The 23,931-nt window shown below is 61.0% G+C and carries 20 protein-coding genes and 1 pseudogene; 7 read left to right on the forward strand and 14 right to left on the reverse strand.

All coding sequences use genetic code 11. The features are described from left to right. Positions 1-7: 7 nt before the first annotated feature. The gene (locus V3W27_RS06885) at positions 8-883 is read right to left on the reverse strand and encodes a helix-turn-helix domain-containing protein (RefSeq protein WP_027610904.1); all 876 of its coding nucleotides are present in this window, start codon (positions 881-883) and stop codon (positions 8-10) included. 254 nt (positions 884-1,137) lie between these two features. On the opposite strand from V3W27_RS06885, the gene V3W27_RS06890 reads away from it, so the two are divergent. Then, positions 1,138-2,040: a DMT family transporter gene (locus tag V3W27_RS06890; protein ID WP_247267876.1), complete on the forward strand. Its 903-nt coding sequence runs from the start codon at positions 1,138-1,140 to the stop codon at positions 2,038-2,040. Between the two features lie 19 nt (positions 2,041-2,059). Here V3W27_RS06890 and V3W27_RS06895 read toward each other — a convergent pair whose 3' ends face one another. The 4 genes from V3W27_RS06895 to V3W27_RS06910 all read right to left on the reverse strand — a co-directional run bounded on the left by V3W27_RS06895 (position 2,060) and on the right by V3W27_RS06910 (position 6,036). Further along, positions 2,060-2,569 carry a DUF2165 family protein gene (locus tag V3W27_RS06895; RefSeq protein WP_247267875.1) on the reverse strand — a complete coding sequence of 170 codons (510 nt, stop codon included), beginning with the start codon at positions 2,567-2,569 and terminating at the stop codon, positions 2,060-2,062. A 149-nt stretch (positions 2,570-2,718) separates the two neighbouring features. Then, a complete protein-coding gene (locus V3W27_RS06900) occupies positions 2,719-3,693 on the reverse strand; it encodes a 2-hydroxyacid dehydrogenase (protein ID WP_330206275.1) in 975 nt (324 codons plus the stop codon). A gap of 696 nt (positions 3,694-4,389) precedes the next feature. Continuing rightward, positions 4,390-4,761 (reverse strand): DUF6124 family protein, encoded by a 372-nt coding sequence (locus tag V3W27_RS06905; protein ID WP_330206276.1) that lies wholly within the window; start codon positions 4,759-4,761, stop codon positions 4,390-4,392. A 306-nt stretch (positions 4,762-5,067) separates the two neighbouring features. Then, positions 5,068-6,036 (reverse strand): LysR family transcriptional regulator, encoded by a 969-nt coding sequence (locus tag V3W27_RS06910; protein ID WP_027610909.1) that lies wholly within the window; start codon positions 6,034-6,036, stop codon positions 5,068-5,070. Positions 6,037-6,310: 274 nt separating this feature from the next. On the opposite strand from V3W27_RS06910, the gene V3W27_RS06915 reads away from it, so the two are divergent. The 4 genes from V3W27_RS06915 (at position 6,311) to V3W27_RS06930 (ending at position 11,209) form a co-directional block, all read left to right on the forward strand. Continuing rightward, entirely contained in the window at positions 6,311-7,810 is a 1,500-nt protein-coding gene (locus V3W27_RS06915) for an efflux transporter outer membrane subunit (RefSeq protein ID WP_330206277.1), read from the forward strand. 139 nt (positions 7,811-7,949) lie between these two features. Further along, a complete protein-coding gene (locus tag V3W27_RS06920; RefSeq protein WP_330206278.1) occupies positions 7,950-10,142 on the forward strand; it encodes an FUSC family protein in 2,193 nt (730 codons plus the stop codon). Beyond that, a complete protein-coding gene (locus tag V3W27_RS06925; protein ID WP_003221811.1) occupies positions 10,132-10,332 on the forward strand; it encodes a DUF1656 domain-containing protein in 201 nt (66 codons plus the stop codon). Before V3W27_RS06920 ends, V3W27_RS06925 begins: the two co-directional genes overlap by 11 nt. A gap of 10 nt (positions 10,333-10,342) precedes the next feature. Further along, a complete protein-coding gene (locus V3W27_RS06930) occupies positions 10,343-11,209 on the forward strand; it encodes an HlyD family secretion protein (protein WP_330206279.1) in 867 nt (288 codons plus the stop codon). Between the two features lie 129 nt (positions 11,210-11,338). Here V3W27_RS06930 and V3W27_RS06935 read toward each other — a convergent pair whose 3' ends face one another. Next, positions 11,339-11,737 (reverse strand): DUF4440 domain-containing protein, encoded by a 399-nt coding sequence (locus V3W27_RS06935; protein ID WP_330206280.1) that lies wholly within the window; start codon positions 11,735-11,737, stop codon positions 11,339-11,341. Continuing rightward, entirely contained in the window at positions 11,734-13,104 is a 1,371-nt protein-coding gene (locus V3W27_RS06940; protein WP_330206281.1) for an MFS transporter, read from the reverse strand. Before V3W27_RS06940 ends, V3W27_RS06935 begins: the two co-directional genes overlap by 4 nt. A gap of 109 nt (positions 13,105-13,213) precedes the next feature. Here V3W27_RS06940 and V3W27_RS06945 point away from each other — a divergent pair, with 109 nt between their 5' ends. Continuing rightward, positions 13,214-14,095: a LysR family transcriptional regulator gene (locus V3W27_RS06945; RefSeq protein ID WP_247842351.1), complete on the forward strand. Its 882-nt coding sequence runs from the start codon at positions 13,214-13,216 to the stop codon at positions 14,093-14,095. Between the two features lie 100 nt (positions 14,096-14,195). On the opposite strand, the pseudogene V3W27_RS06950 reads toward V3W27_RS06945, so the two are convergent. From V3W27_RS06950 to V3W27_RS06960, 3 genes and pseudogenes are all read right to left on the reverse strand, one after another. After that, a pseudogene (locus V3W27_RS06950) lies at positions 14,196-14,384 on the reverse strand (SDR family oxidoreductase); the annotation flags it as partial. Positions 14,385-14,445: 61 nt separating this feature from the next. Further along, positions 14,446-15,270 (reverse strand): SDR family oxidoreductase, encoded by an 825-nt coding sequence (locus tag V3W27_RS06955; RefSeq protein ID WP_247267867.1) that lies wholly within the window; start codon positions 15,268-15,270, stop codon positions 14,446-14,448. A gap of 36 nt (positions 15,271-15,306) precedes the next feature. Next, a complete protein-coding gene (locus V3W27_RS06960) occupies positions 15,307-15,771 on the reverse strand; it encodes a hypothetical protein (protein ID WP_027610918.1) in 465 nt (154 codons plus the stop codon). A gap of 178 nt (positions 15,772-15,949) precedes the next feature. Between V3W27_RS06960 and V3W27_RS06965 the strand changes: the two genes are divergently transcribed. Further along, positions 15,950-18,802, forward strand: a complete 2,853-nt coding sequence (locus V3W27_RS06965; RefSeq protein ID WP_330206282.1) for an RHS repeat domain-containing protein — start codon at positions 15,950-15,952, stop codon at positions 18,800-18,802. Positions 18,803-18,875: 73 nt separating this feature from the next. Here the strand turns inward: V3W27_RS06965 and V3W27_RS06970 are convergent, their stop codons facing one another. The 4 genes from V3W27_RS06970 to V3W27_RS06985 all read right to left on the reverse strand — a co-directional run bounded on the left by V3W27_RS06970 (position 18,876) and on the right by V3W27_RS06985 (position 23,903). Continuing rightward, positions 18,876-20,327 carry a mannose-1-phosphate guanylyltransferase/mannose-6-phosphate isomerase gene (locus V3W27_RS06970; protein ID WP_247267864.1) on the reverse strand — a complete coding sequence of 484 codons (1,452 nt, stop codon included), beginning with the start codon at positions 20,325-20,327 and terminating at the stop codon, positions 18,876-18,878. A 155-nt stretch (positions 20,328-20,482) separates the two neighbouring features. Further along, complete coding sequence (locus V3W27_RS06975; RefSeq protein ID WP_007969549.1) at positions 20,483-21,139, reverse strand: alginate O-acetyltransferase AlgF; 657 nt, start codon at positions 21,137-21,139, stop codon at positions 20,483-20,485. Between the two features lie 15 nt (positions 21,140-21,154). Next, positions 21,155-22,327 carry an alginate O-acetyltransferase gene (locus tag V3W27_RS06980; protein ID WP_135295000.1) on the reverse strand — a complete coding sequence of 391 codons (1,173 nt, stop codon included), beginning with the start codon at positions 22,325-22,327 and terminating at the stop codon, positions 21,155-21,157. A 10-nt stretch (positions 22,328-22,337) separates the two neighbouring features. Beyond that, the gene (locus V3W27_RS06985; protein ID WP_027610921.1) at positions 22,338-23,903 is read right to left on the reverse strand and encodes an MBOAT family O-acyltransferase; all 1,566 of its coding nucleotides are present in this window, start codon (positions 23,901-23,903) and stop codon (positions 22,338-22,340) included. Positions 23,904-23,931: the final 28 nt, after the last annotated feature.

Raw genomic sequence — 23,931 nt, forward strand, 5'->3', positions numbered from 1 at the left:
CCCGGATCTAACGCAAAAACGCCTGCCGATATTCCCCAGGCGTCCCACCCAACACCTGCCGAAACCGGTTGGTGAAATGACTGGCACTGGCAAACCCGCACGCCAATGCAATCTCCCCAAGCGGCAACGCCGTGCCACGCAACAATTCCCGCGCCCGGTTCAAGCGCCGCGCCAGCACGTACTGATGCGGCGGCAGGCCGAAGCTCACGCGAAACATCCGCGCAAAGTGGTATTCCGACAGCGCACACAGCCCGGCCAGTTGCCCGAGGCTGATCGGCTCGGCCAACTGATTGTCGATGAACTCGACCAGTTGCCGCCGCTGATGGGGCGCCAGTCCGCCCTTGAGGCGCACACCCTGCCGGGCGCCGACCTGGCTGAGCAGGGTATGGCTGATCAATTCATGCGCAATGCTGCTGGTCAGCAGGCGTTCGGCCGGTTCGTCCCAATTCAGTGTCAGTAACTGACGAAAGCGTCGGGCCTGCTGCGGATCTTCCAGAAAGGTCTGCTCGCGCAACTGCATCTCTCGCGGCTCGCGATCCAGCAGCGTGACGCAACCCAAGGCAAATTGTTCGGCGCTGAAATACAGATGAGCGAGACGCAGATCGCCGTTGATCACCCAGCCCGATTGGTGATCGGCGGGCAGGATGCACAACTTGTCCGGTCCGCCCTTGCGCCCCGGTTGGCCACGGCGAAAGGTGCCCGTGCCCCCGGCGATGTAGCAGGAAAGCGTGTGGTGGCTCGGCGTTTCGTATTCCTGGGCATCGTGGTGGTTGGTCCACAGGGCCGCAGACAAGCCGTCACCGAGATCGGCGCTGTGCAACAGGCGTGCATTCGGCGAGCGGTTGAGGGCTTGGAAGACTTGCAGGGTATCGATAGCGGCCATATTCGGTTCTCTCCAACGCCTTGCATCCTACTCTGTAGCTTTCGCTCTGCCAGCCTGTCGAGCGACAAAAGCGCAAGAATCTGCAAGCGCCCCGATCGTTGCTGTCGCACCCTGAACCTCCATACAACACAACCCTGTGGCGAGGGCGCTTGCTCCCGCCGGGCTGCGCAGCGGACCCATCAGTGAGTGCTGCGCACTCAAGCGCGAGCAAGCTCGCTTGCCACAGAGTGCCCGGTGTTCTCAGGAGTTTCGTCATGAACCTTTCGCTGTATCTGCTGACCGTGCTGATCTGGGGCACCACCTGGATTGCCCTGAAATGGCAACTGGGCGTGGTGGCGATTCCGGTGTCGATCGTTTATCGCTTCGGTCTCGCCGCGCTGGTGCTGTTCGTGCTGTTGCTGCTCAGTCGGCGGCTGCAACCGATGAATCGGCGCGGACATCTGATCTGTGTGGCGCAGGGGCTGTGCCTGTTCTGCGTCAACTTCATGTGCTTTCTGACCGCCAGCCAGTGGATTCCCAGCGGGTTGGTGGCGGTGGTGTTTTCCACGGCCACTTTGTGGAATGCGCTCAATGCACGCGTATTCTTCGGTCAGCGCATCGCGCGCAACGTGTTGATGGGCGGGGCGCTCGGCCTGTTCGGTCTGGGAATGCTGTTCTGGCCGGAACTGGCCGGCCATCACGCCAGCCCCGAAACGTTGCTTGGTCTTGGCCTGGCGCTGTGTGGCACCTTGTGTTTTTCGGCGGGCAATATGTTGTCGAGTCTGCAGCAGAAGGCAGGCTTGAAACCCTTGACCACCAATGCCTGGGGCATGGCCTACGGGGCGGCGATGTTGTCGGTGTGGTGTCTGGTCAATGGCATTGCGTTCGACATGGAGTGGTCGCCACGTTACGTCGGGGCGTTACTGTATCTGGTGATCCCCGGTTCGGTGATCGGCTTCACCGCGTACCTGACGCTGGTCGGACGTATGGGGCCGGAGCGTGCGGCGTATTGCACCGTGCTGTTCCCGGTGGTGGCACTGAACGTGTCAGCGTTTGCTGAAGGTTATCAGTGGACGGCACCGGCGTTGTTCGGGCTGGTGTTGGTGATGCTGGGTAATGTCTTGGTGTTTCGTAAGCCGAAAACGCTGGTGGCGCCGGTGCAGGGGAAGTTGGTATGAAACAAATGATCACTGAACATCAGCGCTCGACTTTCAAGGTGATGTAAATCATCACTGGCAATATAAAATCTACGATATGCCGGGCCCAGTCCTTGGCATTCCATGATTGGGAAGTGTCCATGTCAAACCATTCCACGCCCACGGTTTGCAGGCACACGTAATAAATGAAAATTGCCGCCAGTATGCCCATGATCGAGAACTTTTTTGCCTCGTGGAATACCTCTGCAGGCGCATTGATGTGCCGATAGAGTTGATAGGTGCCTATCAGGCACAACGCTGTATACGTCACTTCCAGTGTGATGATGAACCAATAGATCCGGTGGTGAATCATCGGTGAGTCGATGGCTCGGTATTTTATGGACTCACTGGCGGTGGTTGTGTCCATGCTCAGGATATGAGCCACGTACGTGTAGTTCGAGTCATAGTCGGTAAAGTTGTGAATCATCACCAATACACCAAAGAAGCTGATGTAAGCCATTAATATAACTTTGCTGTAGCGAATAACTTTATCGGTTGTCAGGTTGTTCACGGGATTAGCTCTCCATAGCAGTGGTCGAACATTCGATTGCCAGGGCAGAGCTTATAATGCTGTTGTTAAGTTGGCTTTGTTGTTCAATTTCAAGTTGTGTAGGGCGGCAACTAACGGGCAAGTGTGGTTTTGCACTTGCCCGTCATTTTTTATCCGCGCCAGACTTGCGGATTGACCAGGTCCTGCGGGCGTTCGCCGAGCAGCGCGCTGCGCAGATTGGCCAGTGCTCGATCGGCCATGGCTTCGCGCGTTTCATTCGTGGCGGAGCCAATGTGCGGCAATGTCACAGCATTTTTCAACTGGAACAGCGGCGACTCGGCCAGCGGTTCTTTCTCGTAGACGTCCAGTCCGGCGCCACGGATGCGATTGTTTTGCAGGGCTTCGATCAGCGCCTTCTCGTCGACCACCGGGCCACGGGAGATGTTGACCAAAATCGCCCCCGGCTTCATCAACGCCAATTCGCGATGGCTGATCAGGTGGCGGGTCTTGTCGCTGAGCGGCACCACCAGGCAGACGAAGTCGGCTTCGGCCAGCAGTTGGTCAAGGCTGCGGAACTGCGCGCCGAGTTGCTGTTCCAGTTCGGTCTTGCGGCTGTTGCCGCTGTAGATAATCGGCATGTTGAAGCCGAAATGGCCACGGCGGGCGACGGCGGCGCCGATGTTGCCCATGCCGACGATGCCCAGGGTTTTGCCGTGGACGTCACAGCCGAACAACGGTGCGCCGACGCTGGCCTGCCATTGGCCGGCCTTGGTCCAGGCGTCGAGTTCGGCGACGCGGCGGGCGCTGCTCATGATCAGGGCGAAGGCGAGGTCGGCGGTGCTTTCGGTGAGTACGTCGGGGGTGTTGGTGAGCATGATCCCGCGTTCATTGAAGTAGTCGAGGTCGTAGTTGTCGTAGCCGACGGAGACGCTGGAGACTACTTCGAGTTTTGTGGCGGTTTCGAGTTGGGCTTTGCCGAGTTTGCGGCCGACGCCGATCAGGCCGTGGGCGTGGGGGAGGGCTTCGTTGAATTGGGCGTTGATGTCGCCGTTCTTCGGGTTGGGGACGATGACGTCGAACTCTTGCTGCAGGCGTTCGATCATGGGTGGGGTGATGCGGCTGAAGGCCAGGACTGTTTTTTTCATCGCTATGGGCTCGGCTTCTGGGCTTTATTGCCAAGCAAGCTAACATTTCTGTTTTGGGTTGTCTTGGCGGCCTCTGGGCCGACCATGCTTTGGGTTGATGGGGGACATATCCGTTGCTTCGGGTGCTGCTGCTGGCGGTTTCGCTCTTACAGCGACTCCCTTTGGCAAACGCCCCAAAGGAAGCAAAGGTCTTGGCCCCTGCGTTCGGCCCTCGCTTAGGCTCGGGTTCCTTCGTTGCGGGGTTCATCCGGGGGCATCGCCTCCGGTTTGCTTCGCTGCACCTCCTCTCGATGTATGCGGCTTCGCCGCATGGCGCTGCGCGCCTACCCCCGGATAAACCCCTCCACTCAGCCTGCCGATGGGGCCGGCACGGCAAGATCAAGAGCTTTCGGCGAGCTGACACTCGGCCATTTGAGTGGTGAAGAGCATGCGGTCTGTCTGGAGTGCTTTGCTTTTCTGTAGGAGTGAGCCTGCTCGCGATGGCGGCCTGACAGCCGACCAGGCTCTAACTGACTCACCCCATTCCCCCTGTGGGAGCGGGCTTGCTAGCGATGGCGGTCTGACAGCCGACCAGTTTCTAACTGACTCACCCCAATCCCCCTGTGGGAGCGGGCTTGCTCGCGAAAGCGGTGTGTCAGTCACCGAAAGTGTTGGATGTGCTGACGCCTTCGCGAGCAAGCCCGCTCCCACAATGGCTCAGCTGTGTGCTGCAGGTTGGCTGATTTCCACGTTGTCCAGCACCCGATTCACCGCCAGCTCGGCCAGCATGATGATTTGCTGGATCGCCAGTATCGTCTGCCGCTGCGGGCTTTCGACATAGGCCGCAATGTCGCTGGTCATGATGCTGGCCGAGGCCAGTGATTCGCAGGCGTGAACCAGCAGGCTTTCGTTGTCCATGTCGGGGGCGACCTGGAACATGCTGCTGGGTTTGTGGAATCTCACAGCGGCGGCGGAAGGTTTCAGGTGGTCGAGTGCACGCTCGGCGGCGTCGTGGAGCTTTTTTGAATCGAGGGATTCGTAGGGGGAGGTGCTTTCGGCTTGGGGCGGATTGGGTGTCGGTTTGAGCATGGTGGAACTCCATTCGGGATGTGGAGTTCGCCACGTACTGCGACCAAGCAATAGGGTGGCGAACCGTACGCAGGTTGGTCGACCAGGGAATGGAAACCCGGCAGGGCCAAGGCCCTCCCACGCACAGCTCGCCATTAAGCAAGCTTAAAAAGTGCGCCATTCTAAACCCGGACGACCAAGTCCGGTCGTTGATTCGTCAACGACCCCCTGAGCCTATCCACCCCACTTCCGAGTCACAACCGTCAAAACCTGTCGGAAAACTCCCTTCAAATCACCGCTTCTACAGTGAACACCGTGTGTTGAAAATCAGTTGGCGACGCGGGCTCCGGCCAGACTCCCACTCAACTCATAAGCCGCCAGTTCCGCCTGATGCGCCGCCAATATCTCCGGCAGTGACCCGCGCAAATACTCGACCCAGGTCTTGATCTTCGCATCCAGGTACTGCCGCGAAGGGTAGATCGCGTACAGGTTGAGTTCCTGCGAGCGGTAGTTCGGCATCATCCGCACCAGCGTGCCGTTGCGCAGGCCTTCGATGGCGGCGTAGACCGGCAGGACGCCGACGCCCATGCCGCTGATGATCGCGGCTTTCATTGCGTCGGCGGAGTTCACCAGGAATGGCGAGCTGTTGATGGTGACCATTTCCTGGCCGTCCGGGCCGTTGAAGGCCCATTTTTCCAGGGGGATCACCGGACTGACGAGGCGCAGGCACGCGTGGTTCAGCAGGTCTGCGGGCTTTTGCGCGCAGCCGTTGGCTTTCACGTAGGCCGGGGAGGCGCAGACGATGCTGTAGGTGATGCCCAGGCGTTGCGAGACGAAGCCCGAGTCCGGCAGTTCGCTGGCGAGCACGATGGATACGTCGTAGCCCTCGTCGAGCAGGTCCGGCACGCGGTTGGCCATGGTCAGGTCGAAGGTCACGTCCGGGTGGGTCTTGCGGTAGCGGGCGATGGCGTCGATCACGAAGTGCTGGCCGATGCCGGTCATGGTGTGCACTTTCAACTGGCCGGCGGGGCGGGCGTGGGCCTGGCTGGCCTCGGCTTCGGCTTCTTCGACATAGGCCAGGATCTGTTCGCAGCGCAGCAGGTAGCGCTTGCCGGCCTCGGTCAGGGCGATGCGCCGGGTCGTGCGATTGAGCAGGCGGGTTTGCAGGTGGGCTTCCAGGTTGGAGACCGCGCGCGAGACGTTGGCCGTGGTGGTGTCGAGTTGCACGGCAGCGGCGGTGAAGCTGCCGGCTTCGGCCACACAACTGAAGGCGCGCATGTTTTGCAATGTGTCCATGGGGTGCTCTCAAGGGAGATGGCAAATTGTGACACGAAGTTTCAGGGGCTGAGACCCCCGACCAACGGATTATCTCGTTAACGGTAACAAAGATTCACAGGAATCCCAGCTTATCGCCACCAAGGCGCCCACCTAGAATTGCGCCGTTGTGGGAGCGGGCTTGCTCGCGAAAGCGATTTCATCTTCAACGCGGCGTCTTCTGACAGAACGCTTTCGCGAGCAAGCCCGCTCCCACAGGGCCTCGGTTCTTCCCCTTTTTCAGGAATTCGCAGCTGTGCCGCGTCGCATCATCAGAGCGCTTTTGCCGCTCAGTGTTCTGGCTTTTACCCTGGGTCTCAGCGGCTGCATCTCAACGCAAGGAATTGCCCCGCATAGCACGGCATTGGAAGCCGACGCACTGGCCACTGACGACGCCATCGCCCACGCCGCCCGTGACGCAAACTGGCCCACCGCACAATGGTGGCAAGCCTACGGCGACCCGCAACTCAATCACTGGATCGACCTCGCCGTGCAGGGCAGTCCGAGCATGGCCATGGCCGCTGCGCGGGTGCGTCAGGCCAAGGCGCTGGCCGGTGTCGCCGAGGCCGCCGAGGCGTTGCAGATCAATGGCGAGTCGACGCTCAAGCGCCACAATTGGCCGACCGACCAGTTCTACGGCCCGGGCGAATTGGCCAACACCACCACCTGGGACAACAACGCCGCGCTGGGTTTCAGCTACGCCCTCGACCTCTGGGGCCGGGAAAGCAATGCCAGCGAACGTACGGTGGATCTGGCGCACATGAGCGCCGCCGAAGCGCGGCTGGCGCAGCTGGAATTGCAGAACAACATCGTGCGCGCCTACATCGAGCTGTCGCTGCATTACGCCCAGCGCGATATCGTCGCCGCGACCCTCAAGCAGCAACAGCAGATTTTGGATCTGGCGCAGAAGCGTCTGGATGGCGGGATCGGCACGCACTTCGAAGTCAGTCAGGCGGAAACGCCGTTGCCGGAGACCCATCGGCAACTGGATGCGCTCGACGAAGAAATTGCCCTGAGCCGTAACCAGATCGCCGCGCTGGCGGGCAAAGGCCCGGGCGCAGGTGCACAGTTGAAGCGACCGACATTGGCGCTGGGCGCTGCGTTGAAACTGCCATCGGCATTGCCCGCCGAGTTGCTCGGTCAGCGCCCGGACGTGGTCGCCAGTCGCTGGCAAGTGGCGGCGCAGGCACGCGGCATTGATGTCGCGCATGCCGGGTTTTATCCGAACGTCGATCTGGTCGGCAGCCTCGGCTACATGGCCACCGGCGGCGGGGCGCTGGAGTTTTTGACTGGCAAGAAACTCAACTACAACGTCGGCCCGGCAATCTCGCTGCCGATCTTCGACGGTGGGCGTTTGCGCAGTGAACTGGGTGAAGCCTCCGCCGGGTATGACATCGCCGTGGCGCATTACAACCAGACGCTGGTCAATGCGCTGAAGAACATCTCCGACCAGTTGATCCGCCGCGAGTCGATGGACAAACAGCAAGCCTTCGCCGCCGAGTCGGTGGCCACCGCGCAAAAGACCTACGACATCGCGATGATCGCTTATCAGCGTGGCCTCACCGATTACCTCAACGTGCTGAATGCGCAGACCTTGCTGTTCAAGCAGCAGCAAGTGCAGCAGCAGGTGCAGGCGGCGCGCTTGAGTGCGCATGCCGAGCTGGTGACGGCGCTGGGTGGCGGCCTCGGGGCTGGCAATGATGTGCCGACCACCGAGCAAACGGCAGCCCCGAAAACCCCGGCCCTCCTGCGGTGAACACACAGCCCTTGTGGGAGCGGGCTTGCTCGCGAATGCGGTGTGTCAGCCCGCGCATCAGGTGTCTGACACACCGCATTCGCGAGCAAGCCCGCTCCCACAGGTTCTCCGGTTCGACTGAATTCTTGAGCAAAATTTAATGACTCCCTTGCCCGCACCTCTACGCTGGCTCTACTCCCTGGAATGGCGTCGGGGTTTGTTTGACTGGGCGCGCAGCGATGGCGTGACCTGGGTGTATATCTTCAAGGTATTGCTCGCCGCGTTCCTCACGCTGTGGCTGGCGATGCGCCTGGAACTGCCGCAGCCGCGCACGGCGATGATCACCGTGTTCATCGTCATGCAGCCGCAGAGCGGGCAGGTGTTCGCCAAGAGTTTCTATCGCTTCCTTGGCACCCTGGCCGGGTCGGCGATGATGGTCACGCTGATCGCGCTGTTCGCGCAGAACACCGAGTTGTTCCTCGGTTCGCTGGCGATCTGGGTCGGCATCTGCTCGGCTGGAGCGGCGCGTTGCCGTAACTTTCGCGCCTACGGTTTTGTCCTCGCCGGCTACACCGCCGCGATGGTCGGCCTGCCGGCGCTGGCGCATCCGGACGGTGCGTTCATGGCCGCCGTCTGGCGGGTGCTGGAGATCTCGCTGGGGATTCTCTGCTCGACAGTAGTCAGCGCCGCGATCCTGCCGCAAACCGCCAGTGCGGCGATGCGCAACGCGCTGTATCAGCGCTTCGGCGTGTTCGCGTTGTTCGTCACCGATGGCTTGCGCGGGCGTAGCAAAGCCGAATCGTTCGAAGCGAGCAACGTGCGTTTTATCGCCGAAGCCGTGGGCCTGGAAGGGCTGCGCAGCGTCACCGTTTTCGAAGACCCGCACATGCGCCGACGCAACGGTCGCCTCAGTCGCCTGAACAGCGAGTTCATGGGCATCACCACGCGCTTCAACGCGCTGCATCAGTTGCTGGAACGCTTGCGCGAGAATGACGAAGAACACGTGGTGGCCGCGATCAGGCCGGGCCTGCAGGATCTGGCGGAAGTACTCGACGGCTTCAGTGGCCGCGCCTTGACCAGCCCGGACGCGGCACGTTTGGCGACGGCATTGGCCACGTACAAGGAAGGCCTGCCGACGCGCGTGCGAACCTTGCGCGGCATTTTCCAGGAAACCGGCCCGAGTGAAGCCGAACAACTGGATTTTCACACCGCGTACGAACTGCTCTATCGCTTCGTCGACGACCTGCACAGTTATGCACAGACCCACGCCTCTCTGGCCGATCACCGCCACGAACGCGAGCGCTGGGACGAGCCGTTCACCCCGCAAACCAACTGGTGGGCCGCTGCGGCTTCGGGGATTCGCGCCTCGTTCATCCTGATTGTGCTCGGTAGTTACTGGGTCGCCACCGCGTGGCCGAGCGGCGCGACCATGACCCTGATTGCTGCCGCGACCGTGGGCCTGTCTGCCGCCACGCCCAACCCCAAACGCATGGCTTTTCAAATGGCCTGCGGTACGTTCCTCGGGGCGCTGATCGGCTTCGTCGAGATGTTTTTCATCTTCCCGTGGATCGACGGTTTTCCACTGTTGTGCGTGATGCTTGCGCCAGTCATCGTGCTCGGCTCGTTCCTCGCTTCGCGACCGCAATACGCCGGGATCGGCCTGGGTCTGTTGATCTTCTTCAGCACCGGTTCGGTGCCGGACAACCTGACCATTTACAACCCCTACAGCTTCATCAACGACTACATCGCCATGGTCATGGGCATGCTGGTCTGCGCTGCTGCAGGCGCAATCATTCTGCCGCCCAACAGCCGCTGGTTGTGGAAGCGCCTGGAGCAGGATCTGCGTGGCCAGGTGGTGTACGCGATCAGCGGCAAACTCAAGGGCCTGGCGTCGAGTTTCGAGAGTCGTACTCGTGACTTGCTGCATCAGGCTTATGGTCTCGCCGCCGGGCAGCCGACCGTGCAGAAGAACCTGCTGCGCTGGATGTTCGTGGTGCTCGAAGTCGGCCACGCGATCATCGAATTGCGCAAGGAACAGGCAATCCTCCCGGTGCATCCGGCGTATGCCGAATCGCAGCCGTGGCGTCAGGCGATCCGCGTCATGGGCCGGGCGCTGGTGCGACTGTTTCTGCAACCGAACCCGAGCAATCTGGAGCGCGCACTGGTGGCGGTCGATCACGCGATCAGTCGGGTCGCCGCGACCGATGAGCCGTTCGCGCCGCACTTCGATACGTCCGCGTTACGCCGGGTGAAGAGCTATCTGCACTTCATCCGCACCTCGTTGCTCGACCCGCAATCACCACTCGCTGCCTACGCCGTCGCCAAGCCCGAAGGACTTGCCCATGCCTCGTGAAATCGCCTTCCACGGCGTGTACATGCCGACCATGACCCTGATGTTTTTTGTCGCTGCGGCGCTGGCCTGGGCCTTGGACCGGTTCCTCTCGGGGTTCGACCTGTACCGCTTTTTCTGGCACCCGGCGCTGCTGCGCCTGAGTCTGTTTACCTGTCTGTTCGGCGCCATGGCGCTGACCGTCTACCGTTGAGAACGTTCTGATGAAAAAGTTTTTCAGCCTGCTCGCGACCCTGCTGGTGCTGGCCCTGGCACTGTGGATTGGCCGGACCCTGTGGGAGCACTACATGAACACCCCATGGACCCGCGACGGCCGGGTGCGGGCGGACATCATCAACGTCGCGGCCGACGTCACCGGGGAAGTGGTCGACGTGCCGGTGCGCGACAACCAGTTGGTGAAGAAGGGCGATTTGCTGATGCAGATCGACCCCGAGCACTACCGCATCGCGGTCAAGCAGGCGCAGTCGCTGGTGGCTTCGCGCAAGTCGACCTGGGAGATGCGCAAGGTCAACGCGCATCGTCGCGCCGACCTCGACAACCTGGTGATCTCCAAGGAAAACCGCGACGACGCCAGCAACATCGCCGACGCCGCGCTCGCCGACTATCAACACGCGCAAGCACAACTGGAAGCCGCCGAACTCAACCTCAAACGCACTGAAGTGCGCGCAGCGGTGGACGGCTACGTGACCAACCTCAACGTGCATCGCGGTGACTACGCGCGCATCGGCGAAGCGAAAATGGCCGTGGTCGACATGAACTCGTTCTGGGTCTACGGCTTCTTTGAAGAGACCAAACTGCCGCACGTGCGCGTAGGCGACAAGGCTGACATGCAACTGATGAGCGGCGAAGTGTTGAAGGGCCACGTGGAGAGCATTTCCCGCGGCATCTACGACCGCGACAACCCGGAAAGCCGCGAGTTGATTGCCGACGTCAACCCGACCTTCAACTGGGTTCGCTTGGCGCAGCGGGTGCCGGTGCGCATTCACATCGACGATGTGCCGGAGGGTGTGTTGTTGGCGGCGGGGATTACTTGCACGGTGGTGGTGAAGCAGGACGCTGTGGATAACTGACAGGCCGCGCCGACTGAATCGCGAGCAGGCTCACTCCTACACTGGATCTCTGCCACACCGAAGATCCCTTGTAGGAGTGAGCCTGCTCGCGATAAGGACAACCCGGTCTTTCAGACCAAAACCGAGTAATCATTCAGCGCAAAACGTCTCTTGCAAATACCGCCACAGCACCCGCCCGTCTTCGCTCTTTTCAAACACCACCGTAGACTGGCGATCAGTGTGCAACCCGCTCGCATCGCTCTGCTGCTCGCGATAACTCAACGTCGCGCCATGCGCATACAGGGCAATCCCGCGCAGCTCACTGAGCTCGATCCGGAACCCGGGCTTTTTCCCGCCTGCTGACTGAAACAGCCCGCGCAAGGCTTCGATATCCAGCACCCGGCCCAGCGGTGTGACCATGGAAAAATCCGCCGAGAATCGGCTCAGCAAGCGCTCCATTTCGGCTGAACCCTGGTCCACGGCAAACCAGCGTTCGATCACCAGGTGGGCCTGGAACACTTCATCAAAATATTCGTTGTAGTCAGTCATGTGGATTTTTCCTGAAGGGGAGGTGGGCTCAGCAGGGCGAGCACTGTGGAGGCGTCGAAACGCAGCACGGCGATCATGGGCAACAAGGTGAGCAAGGCCGCCGTGACAAAGCAGTATTTGAATCCGTTGCCGCCCAGTGCGCCCAACAGCGAACTGAGCAGCGCCGCGCCGAGGCAGAAACCGAGCTGGCGATTGATGTTCCACAGAGCACTGGAGTGGCCCATTTTTTCCGGCGCGATGCCGACAAACGCCAGGCTCTGCGCGGTGACGCTGCACAGGCTGCCGCCCAGTCCCATCAAGGCATAGGCAATGATCAGCGGCGTGGCGGCGGGTTGTTCGATGCGCATCAGCAGGACAATCCCCAGGCACTGCAAAAGCATCCCGGTGATCAGCAGCGGTTTGGGGCCAATGCGGTTGAAACTGCGTTTGCCGAGCATGATCGCCACCCCCGATGCGGCCGCCCAGGACAGCATCAGCGCACCGGTCTGCGCGGCGCCGAAGCCGAGGTCGTGCAGGTACAACACGGCAATCATGTTGGTGCCGGTAAACACCCCGGGCACGAACAGGTAGATCAGCATTGCCAAACGCAGTGACGGACTCTTGAGCAGTTGCAGGTCGAGCACCGCGTCGGGTTTGTGCCAGCCATCACGCAGGTACAGCCATAAGGTCAGGACGCCGAGCAGCAGAACTCCGCCGGCGAGGTGACGGGTAGTGGCGGCGCTCGCCAGGCTCACGGCAATCAACAACAGAGTCAGGGCTGCCACCGCCAGCAGCAGGCCGCGCAGATCCAGTGTCGGGCGTTCCGTGCCGGGTTGATCCGCTTGCAACCACAGCAGACCCAGGCCGAACGCGAGCAGCGCCAGCGGCATGTTCAGGTAGAAAATCCAGCGCCACGACAACGCCTCGACGATCAGGCCGCCCGCCGCCGGCGACAGGGCTGGCACCATCAGCGCGACCATCAGCACCACGCCGGTCAGGTGCGCGCGTTGTGTCGCGGGATACTGCCGATAAGCCAAGGCCTGACCGATCGGCAGCAACAACCCGCCACCGAGGCCTTGCAGCAGGCGCCAGACAATCAGGCTTTCAATCGACCCGGCCTGGGCCACCAGACCGGAAGCGATACCGAACAGCAGCAACGAGCCCAGAATCAGCCGCCGTTCGCCCAGCCGCGCCGCCAGCCAAACGCTCAGCGGAATGATCAGTGTCAGCCCGAGCATGTAGGCGTTGGTGATCCACGCCAATTGCGTCACCGAGGCCTGTAATTCCCGGGCGATGTCCGGGTAGGCGATGCTCGCGGCGAACATGTTCAGCAGGTCGAGGGCGAACCCGAACAGATACACCAGCGCGACTTTCGAGCGATAGGCCATGGCAGCTTCCCTGTAATGAGACGTGCAGGGTAGGGCGCTTCGGACGTTAGGAAAACGCTGGTTTGCCTGCTAGTTTGTCAAAATAATTTTGACAGGGAGCGCGCTGGACATGGTCAGCCTGGACCGTTTTGACACCTTCAAAGCCGTGGTCGAGGCCGGGTCACTGACGGCCGCCGCCGATACCTTGGGCCAGACCCGCGCCGTGGTGAGCTTCAACCTCAAGCGCCTGGAAGAGGAATTGGGCGTCACGCTGCTTACGCGCAACACTCGGCAACTGGCCCTGACCGATGCCGGCGAGCGCTTCTATCGGCGCTGCCTGCGCACCCTCGACGAAGCGCGACTGGCGATTGAGGAAGCGCGCTCCGAGCATTCGCAACTCAAGGGCACGTTGCGTATCACCACCACTGTGGAGTTTGCCTTGGCGCAGGTGGTGCCGGCGCTGGAGGTGTTTCGCCAGCAACAGCCGCAACTGAACATTCACTTGTCGACGTCCTCGACCCACGCCGATCTAATCTCCGAGCGCTTCGACATGGCGATCCGCCTCGGCCGCATGCACGACTCCAATCTGCGTGCGGTGCAGTTGTCGAGGTTCGAAGTATTTGCGGTGGCGGCGCCGCAACTGGTCGAGCGTTTCGCGCCGGTTGCCACGCTGGCAACGCTGGAGTCGATGCCGACGCTGGGCCATGGCCGAGTTCCGGAAATGACCGTGACCGACCCGGCCGGCCGTGAGCATGTCTACCAGCCAAAACCGGGGACCACCGCCATCGTCGCCGACAACTCGGCGACGCTCAGGGCGTTTGCGCTGACCGGGCAAGGCGTGGCGATTTTGCCGCAGTGGCTGATTCAGGAGGATCTGCAGGCGGGGCGATTGGTGCGGTTGTTGGCCGATTATCGCTTTGCCCAGCAGGGTGTGTATGCGCTGTACCCGGATACCCGGCATTTGCCGCTGAAGGTGCGGGCGTTTATTGATTTCATGAAGGGCTGGGGCTGAATGCTGGCTGATCCGGCCTCTTCGCGAGCAGGCTCGCTCCCACATTTGGAACGCATTCTCCTGTGGGAGCGGGCTTGCCCGCGATGGGGTCACCTCGGTCTCAGAGCTGGCCGCGCAAACCGAACCGCTTCATCAACGTCGACTCCAGCAACCCTTTGGGCAATAACGTCGCCAGCAACGGCAACGCGCGGCTGCCATTACCAATGCGGATCAATCTTGGCGGCGTGTTCTGCTGCACCGCCTTGAGCAACTCAGCCGCAAACTCACTGGCCGGGGTCGGCTTGTCCTCCCACATTTGGAATGCATTCTCCTGTGGGAGCGGGCTTGCTCGCGAAAGCGTCAACCCGGTCTCAGAGCTGGCCGCGCAACCCGAACCGCTTCATCAACGTCGACTCCAGCAATCCCTTGGGCAATAACGTCGCCAGCAATGGCAACGCGCGGCTGCCATTACCAATGCGGATCAAGCGTGGCGGCGTGTTCTGCTGCACCGCCTTGAGCAACTCAGCCGCAAACTCACTGGCCGGGGTCGGCTTGTCCTGCGAGGCCTTGGCCCGCGCACGAATCCCCTCACGCAACGGAAACCACGGTGATTGCTCGTTGATCAGTTGCTCCGCTTCATGCCCGGCATTCTTGGCGAAGCTCGACTGAATCGCTCCCGGTTGCACTTCCATCACGCGGATGCCGAACGGCGCCAGCTCCATGCGCAACGCATCGCTCAAGGCATGCACCGCGGCTTTCGAGGCGCAGTAGGCGCCAGCGAACGGCGTGACCAGAACCCCTGAGACACTGCCGATATTCACCACCAGCCCCTTGGCCCGGCGCAGTACCGGAAACAGGGCGCGGGTAACGCCGACAATCGAGAACACATTGGTTTCGAACTGGCGCTGCATGGCCGGCACGCCGCCGTCGAGCAGCGGTCCCATGGCGCCATAACCGGCGTTGTTGATCAGCACGTCGAGGCCGCCGTGTTGCTGGTTGATGCGCTCAGCGAGTTGTTCCAGCGCCACGCCGTCATTGACGTCCAGCGCGATTGCGCTGAACCCCGCAGCGGCGAGGGCCGCGACGTCTTCAGCCTTGCGCGCACTGGCCCAGACCTCGTAACCGGCGGCTTTGAACGCATCGGCGAGGGCGCGGCCAATGCCGCTGGAGCAACCGGTAATCAACGCAACGGGCATGGCGCATTCCTTGTGCAAAAAATGGGAGGAGGGGGATCAGTCGGAGAAACTGCCCTGCAAGCGCTCGGCACGAAACTCCAGGGTTTGTGGGCGATAACCGGGGCGCAGTGGAGGCATCGGCAGGCAGTCTTCCCAGTCGCCACCGGCCTGCAGTTCGCCGGGGCCGCGATAGCGCGGGGCGGTGTATTGGTTGTCGGCCAGATTGACCGTGTCGCCCGGCGCGTAAGCTGCGATACGCCAGCGCAGTTCAGTCAGCGGCACGTCGTTGCCGTTTTTCATTTTCAATTGCAGCGGCCGATCTGCCGGGCATTGCTCCGGTGCATAGCTGATGCGCATCTCAAGGCGCGCCAGTTGCTTGAGCTCGCGGTTGTCCAGCCACACCACCCACATGGCCACCAGGCCCAGACCGATAGCCGCGGCCACGGAGACCGGCACAGCCTTGGCGGGATAGCGCAGCAGCAGAATCAACCAGGTGATGATCAGCAGGATGCCGATGAACATGAGGGAAGGCTCCTTGGTTCGTGAGTACCATCCTACCGGAGGGCCGGCGCAATGGACATTCGTGCGTATTCCGAATGTACCGTCAGTCGGTACTGTAATTTCTGACAGTTGAAAATCGCAAAGCGCGGATGCTCTGATGCTCTGACGCATGGATAACGCTAGTGCCGGGAGCAAGCTGATGAACAAGCATCGCAAAACACCGACGCTTTCAGTAAGCGACCCGCGCGGACTGCAGGTTCGGACGGTTGGTTATTGGCGTGCCGACGACCTTTGCCCAGCTCAAACCCGCGTCAATCGCACGGTGCGCGACGCTGCCGGAAGGGTTGTGGAACAGTGGGATCCGCGCCTGTGGGCACTGCAAACGACCGAGCCGCTGACGCCAGCGAATCTGCGCACCCTTTATTCGTTGATCGGGCGAACGCTGCGCTCCGACAGCGTCGATGCCGGTACGCAGCTGGCGTTGTACGGGCTGGGTGCCGAGACGCTGTACGACTGGGACAGTCGAGAAATCTGGCGCGAGGTGCAACACGATCCGTTGCTGCGTCCGATTGCCGTGTTCGAAGAAGGCGCATCCGAGCCTAGGCGGTGCGTCGAACGTCTCACTTACGGTCAGCCCGGCGCGGGTGATCCCTCCCGGAATCAGCTGGGCCAGTTGATTCGGCACGATGATCCGGCGGGTAGTGTGTGCTCGCAAAGCTTTGCAATCAGTGGGCAATCCATTGAAAGCACGCGGCACTTCACCCTCGACCCCAGCGTCCCCGATTGGCCGCAAAACGTTGATGACCGCCAGCGCTTGCTGGAGCACGGTGACGGTGCTACGACCCGCTGGCGCTTCGGGCCGCTGGGGCAGGTACTCGAACAAGTCGATGCACGTGATAATCGACAGGACCGCGAGTTGACGCTGGACGGTCAGTTGCGCGCCTGCCATCTGCAATTGCGGCACCAGACCAAAGCGCAAACGCTGGTGAGCGACATTCGTTACAACGCTGATGGGCAAGTCACTCAGGAACTGGCGGGCAATGGTGTGCTGACGACGCTGACCTATCAGCCCGAGGATGGTCTTCTGCGAGCCCGCCATGCGAGGAAAGTCGGGGGCGAGGTATTGCAACATCTGATCTACGACTATGACCCGATGGGCAACTTGCTGAGCATCGAGGACAAGGCTCTGCCGATCCGGTATTTCGCCAACCAGCGTATCGATCCTGTCAGTCGTTTCGACTATGACAGCTTCTACCAGTTGCATGTGGCCACCGGTTGGGAAGCAGGTGCTGCTACTCAAGGTCCGGCGTCCATCGGACGTGACGATCCGGCAGCAGTGAGCAATTATCGACAGACCTTCGACTACGATGAATCCGGCAATCTGCTGCTGCTGACGCATGTTGGCGCGCGCAATGGCCGCGAGCTCAAGGCTGCCCGATCGAGTAATCGCTGTTTGCCTTACCGTAATGGCGTGCCACCGACCGAAGAGGAGATTGCTGCGGCGTTCGATCCCCGTGGCAATTTGCGAGCGCTGTACGCGGGAAGTTCATTGACGTGGAATCTGCGTAATCAGTTGCAATCGGTCACGCCGGTCGAACGTGCCAGCGGACTCAATGACCGTGAACACTATTGCTACGACGGTACCGGCCAACGTGTGCGCAAGATTCGCTCACTCCAGACGAATGCCCGCGGCGTCACGGCCCAGGTACGCTATTTGCCTGGGCTGGAGCTACGCACCGACACGGCCACCGGTGAACAACTGCAAGTGATTTTCGTCGAGGGCCACATCAGCCGTGTACACGTGCTGCACTGGGAAAGTGCTCCGCCCACCGGTTCCAATGACCATTATCGGTACACGCTGACGGATCATCTCGGATCGACCTGCCTGGAACTGGGCGAGGATGCCCGGCTCATCAGTCAAGAAACTTTCTTCCCGTTCGGTGAAACGGCGTGGAGCAGGGACACCGAGGCCAGTTACAAAACCCTGCGTTATTCGGGCAAGGAGCGCGATGCTACAGGTCTCTATTATTATGGCTATCGCTATTACATGCCGTGGTTGCAGCGCTGGTTGAATCCTGACCCGAAAGGCTTTATCGACGGGCCGAACCTGTATCAGATGGTGGGTAACTCGCCCATGAACCATGTCGACACCGATGGGGGCGGGAAGACCGCCACATCTGAGTTGGCTGACAGTGTGCAAAAGCAGCAGGCATTAATGAGCACGATGACCTCGGCGGCAGCGGACGTCAGAAACTCATTGCTCAACCACACTCAGGCGCGACACCGGTTTCAGGCTCTGGTCAGGCGCGTCGGGACGCAACTGGCCAGCAGCATGTTCAGCGCAGGCGCTCAAGCCGCAGGGGGCACGATTGGCACTGCAATGGGCACCGTGTTCGGACCGGTAGCCGGTTCGCTTGGGGGCAAGATTGGCACGAAGGTCGCCGATAAGTTGGCGGGTGCAGCCATCGACAAGGTGGTGGACACCTATCAGTTGAACCGACCTATCCATTTCAAGGGCAGCGAATTGAATCCCAAGGCTCTGGTTGAAAGCGTCGAGCCGAAAAAGAAGCTGAGTCTTGCCACAGTGAAACTGCAATTGGCAGCGCATGATCCGCGCACAGCCGACGGTCGATCACGCTTGACCCAAATGGCGCGCGCCAAGGTCGAGGGCAAAGTGATCGAGGCAGTCTCTGAAAAACTGGGAGCGGAAACTCGGGGTCTGTTCCAGACGGGGCGGGAATTCATCCATGCAGCGCAGGGACTGAATGCTGAGGCGTTGAGCAACACTTACGAACATCTTTCGGCAGGCATCGACATGGTCGAGTTCAGGACGCAAGCCATCCTCACCGAGCTGGCAACCACCGGCAGCGCGGCCCCGGGGCTTTTCGAAGCGGTATCCGACTTGTCGATGCAAACGTCCAGTACGCTGCAGAGCCTGCAGCGGAGCCAGGACTTTATCGGACTGCTCGCACCGGCTCCCTACGCGGGAAGGCAGCAATCGCTGGGGGGACATTCCCGGCCAAGGCTGACTCGACAACATTCGTTGAGTTGAAAAAAGCCCCCGCCCAACCCACTGCGGATAGGGGACGCAGCGGGCTGGACGGGGGCTTCTCATTGCCGGGTGATCACTGCGCGATGGTTTTCACCGACACGCCGCGTTCAACCGGGGTGGAGCGGCCGTAGATATCTTCGAAGCGTTCGATATCGTCTTCACCCAGGTACGAACCCGATTGCACTTCGATGATTTCCAGCGGGATCTTGCCCGGGTTGCGCAGGCGGTGCACCGAGGCGATCGGGATGTAGGTCGACTGGTTTTCAGTGAGCAGAAAGACGTTCTCGTCGCAGGTCACTTCAGCAGTGCCGCTGACCACGATCCAGTGCTCGGCGCGGTGGTGGTGCATCTGCAGCGACAGGCACGCGCCCGGTTTGACCGAGATGTGCTTGACCTGAAAACGCCCGCCCATGTCCACCGAGTCATACGAGCCCCACGGACGGTAAACCTCGCAGTGGTTCTGGGTTTCGCTGCGGCCCTGCTCGTTGAGGGTGTTGACCATCTGCTTGACGCCCTGAACCTTGTCCTTGTGGGCGATCATCATCGCGTCCTTGGTTTCGACCACGACGATGTTTTCCAGGCCGATCACCGACACCAGTTTGCCGTTGCCGTGGATCATGCAGTTCTTGCTGTCCTGGATCACCACGTCGCCCTTGCTGACGTTGCCGTTGGCGTCCTTCTCGTTGACTTCCCACAGCGACGACCAGCAACCGACATCGCTCCAGCCAGCGGACAGCGGCACCACGCAGGCGCGTTGGGTTTTTTCCATCACCGAGTAGTCGATGGAGTTGTCCGGGCAGCAGGCGAAGGTGGCTTCATCCAACGTGACGCTGTCGGCGTCCTGCTGGCTGCGTTCGAGGGTCAGCAGGCAGGTGTCGTAGATGTCCGGATCGTGCTTTTTCAGCTCTTCGAGGAAGCGGCTGGCGCGGAACAGGAACATGCCGCTGTTCCAGTAGTAGCCGCCGGACTCAACGTACTCGGTGGCGCGTTTGACGTCGGGTTTTTCGACGAAGTGCGAAACGCGGCTGACGCCTTCGGGCAGCAGCGAATCGCCAGTTGACTTGATGTAGCCGTAGCCGGTTTCCGGCTTGGTCGCCGGCACGCCGAACAGCACCATCTCGCCGTTTTCGGCGGCGACGGTGGCCAGGGCAAGGGCGCGTTGCAGGGCTTTCTGGTCTTCCAGTACGTGGTCGGCCGGCAGCACCAGCATCAGTTCGTCACGCCCTTCGTTGACCAGCATCATCGCAGTCAGCGCTACCGCTGGTGCGGTGTTGCGGCCGAACGGTTCCATCAGGATGCGCTGGCATTCGAGGTTACGGTTGGCCAACTGTTCGTTGACAATGAAGCGGTGATCCTTGTTGCAGACCACGATCGGCGTGTCCATACCTTCGAACACCAGGCGCTCCAGAGTTTGCTGGAACAGCGTGTGTTCGCCGGTCAGGGCGAGGAATTGTTTAGGGAATTGCTTGCGCGAAAGCGGCCAAAGACGTGAACCGCTACCACCTGACAAGATCACCGGAATCATATTGTTTACTCCATAAAAATCGATTGGTTAGAGGCCCTGTGGGAGCGAGCCTGCTCGCGAAAGCGGTACATCAGTCGACATTGATGTTGGATGTCGGACCGTATTCGCGAGCAGGCTCGCTCCCACAGGGTTACTGCGTCAGTTCATGAAATTGGTTAGCGAGTCGACACCGGGCGTTTCACCCAGACTGGCGACAGGCTGCTGCCGGAACCGGTGACGTACAGCACCGCTGCTTCACCGCGCTCCAGCGCGACCGGTTTCACGTCGCCGACTTTCTTGTCGCCTTCGTACAGCGCCAGGCTGACTTTCACCGGGTTGATTTCACGTTCGCCACGGCCCTTGGCGGCCACGTTCGGCACCACGTCGGTCTTGCCGTCGGCGGTCTTCAGGGTCAGCGGCTTGTCGCTGAGGTTCTGCACGCGCACCAGGGATTTCTGCTTGTTCTTGAACGGTGGTTCTTCGATCAGTTGCGGCGCGCCGGACGCGTTGTTGACCAGGGTGTAGTAGTGGTCACCGGCGAGTTTGACCGGCAGGGTCTGGCTGCCGACCTTGGCGCTGTAGTCACCGCCCGGCATGAAGCTGAAGTCGCTGCTGGCCAGTGGCGCAACGTCGCTCAGGTTGGTGCTGCCGACGGTGGCGCTGACTTCGGCGTTGCTGGCGTTGTAGACCCGCACGAAAGTCGAGCCTTTCGGCGCGGTCGGGCCGTACAGCGCGGCGTCACCACCGGCAAAGGCCTGGACCGATAGCACGCTCAGACCCGCAACCAATGCGAAGCGTTTGGCGAGACGACGAGGAGTAGTAGTGAAAGTCATGGTGTTACCTCTCTTTCAGTTTTGCGCCCGATCGGGCGTCTCGGATTTAGTGTTGATGGCTACGTTTTGTTGGCGAGCACCGGCTTGTTTGAGCTCTGCGACCCACTGTGGGTCGGCGTCGCCGATTTCGTTGTTCACAGGCAGATATCGTTCAGGAAACTCCCAGATCAGCACCTGTGGCGGGCTGTTCTTGAAGTCATCGCTTTTCAGGTAGCTGAGCATCGGCAGGATCGGGCCGTGGCCGTCCTCGGCGTAATTGACCACGTCGCTGTGCAACGCTTGTTTCAGCGCACCGACGAAGTTCCAGTTAGGGTTGGCGCTGTAGCTGGTGCCGATCAGTGCGACCGGTACTTCGCTGCTGGCGAACAGCGCGTCGTCACCGGCAGGCTGCTCGGCGGCCACGGTGTTGCGCTTCTGCAGCGGCTCTTGTGCCGGCATCAGGTTTTCGAACAGCGGATCCAGCGGCAGGAACAGACGCAGGTCGCCCTTGTGCGTGACCTTCTCCGCTGGCGTGGTGACAAAGCGCTGCGGCTCGCCACTGAGCGGGAACTTGTCGGCGATAGTCTTGGCCAGGGTGTTGGCGGCGATTTCAGCGCCTTCCGGGGTCCAGTGGGTGTCGGTGCGCAAGAACACTTGCTGACCGTTCTGCTTGGCCTGTTGCAGCGGGCCGAGCAGGTCCGGGGCGAGGATCTTGTCTGCCGCGACACGGGCGTGGAAGTCCTGATAGAGGTTGGCGTGGATGCTCGCCGGCTTCACTTCACCCAGGTGTTCCGGGTACAGGCGCACCTTGGCCGGCACGATCGCCATCACCAGTTTCACGCCTTTGGCTTTGAGGGTCTGGCGCACGCCTTCGACCAGCGCGTAGTTGCCTTGCAGGTTCAGTTCTTCGTTGACGATCGGGTTGAATTCCTCGTCGCTGTATAGCCACTGATCGCGACCGAGCACTACGCCTGGACGACCTTCGTTGAACAGTTTGAAATCCAGCGCCGCCCAGAGGTTGGTGCCCAGACGCTTGATCGGAAACTGATCGTCGTAGTGGGTTTCCACGGCTTTGGTCCAGCGACCGTTAAGCACGGTCGCATCGGCGTTGGTGCTGAAGCCGAAGAAGCTGCGCACCGACCACAGACCGAGCACCAGCAGGGTCAGCAGAAACAGCGCGATGTAGAAGATGCGTAATGAGCGGGTCATGTCAGATCCCTCAGAACTGGAAGTAAAGGAACGGCGAGAAGCTTTGCGCCGAGAGTTTGAGAATCGAGGCGATGAACAGCAGCAGGATCAGCCCGCGCATCACGTAGCGTGACCAGTCCGCCGTCCAGTAGGCCGGTTGCACCTGCGCCTCGACGCCGACGGTGTAGCCAGGCTCGTGGATGCTCGCCGGGTTTTCGCCAGGCGCGGCTTTGATCATGCCCGGGGTCGCGGTGGCAGGGCCGTTGGCCTCGACGTTGACTTCAGGTTTGCTCTTCACCGGAGGCTGGTTGGTGTACAGATCACGCAGGCCGAAGAACGCCAGGGTTGCGTACGCCACCACCAGGGTCGCCACTTGCAGACCGGTGAGGCTGGCGCGGTTGAGTTCCGACAGCGACCAGTCGCTGAAGCTGAACATCGCGCCGTACATGCGCCCGGCGACGTGCAGGTTTTCGGCACGGAAGATCACCCAGCCCATCACCACCAGCAGGAAGGTCAGCGCCCAGCGGATCGGGTTCAGGCTGCGCGGCGAGGTGTTGATGCCGAGCATTTTTTCGATCGCCAGCCACATGCCGTGCCAGGCGCCCCAGACGATATAAGTGATGTTCGCGCCGTGCCACAGACCACCCAACAGCATGGTCAGGAACAGGTTGCGATAGGTCATCAGCGTGCCTTTACGGTTACCGCCGAGGGTGATGTACAGGTAGTCACGCAGCCACGTCGACAGGCTGATGTGCCAGCGGCGCCAGAACTCGGTGATCGACTGGCTGATGTACGGCTGCTTGAAGTTTTCCATGAAGCGGAAACCCATCATCAGGCCCAGACCGATGGCCATGTCGCTGTAACCGGAGAAGTCGAAATACAGCTGCGCGGTGTACGCCAGCGCACCAAGCCAGGCATCCCCGGTGGTCGGGTTTTGGAGGGCGAAGCAGTGGTCGGCGACCACGGCGAGGGTGTCAGCGATGAAGACTTTCTTGATGAAACCCTGCATGAACCGCGTGCAGCCCTCGGAGAACTTGTCGAGGGTGTGCGTGCGGTTGTTGAACTGGTCGGCGAGGTCGCGAAAACGCAGGACCGGGCCGGCAATCAGGTGCGGGAAGATCGCCACGAACGCCGCGAAGTCGATCAGGTTGCGCGTGGCCGGGGTGTCGCCGCGATACACGTCGATGATGTAGCTGATCGACTCGAAGATGTAGAACGAGATACCGATCGGCAGCAGCACGTGGGTCAGGATGAACGGTTCCAGACCGAACGAGGTCATGATCGCGTTGATGCTGTCCACGCCGAAGTTGGCGTACTTGAAGTAGCCGAGGATGCACAGGTCGACCGCGACGCCGAGCAGCAGCCAGCGCTGTGCCGGTTTGCTGCGCACGCCGGCGGCACCGACTTTCAGGCCGATCCAGTAGTTCCACAGGGTGACGCCGGCGAACAGCGCCAGGAAGTCCACCCGCCACCACGCGTAGAACACGTAGCTGGCGATCAGCAGCAACAGGTTGCGATAGCGTTGCCCGCTCAAGTAGTACAAGCCGAGAAAGATCGGCAAGAACAGAAACAGGAACACGTTGGATGAAAATACCATCCCGATCTCTCCATGTTTGAACCAACAG

This window comes from Pseudomonas sp. AM14(2022) (assembly GCF_036346455.1).
Taxonomy (GTDB): domain Bacteria; phylum Pseudomonadota; class Gammaproteobacteria; order Pseudomonadales; family Pseudomonadaceae; genus Aquipseudomonas; species Aquipseudomonas putida_A.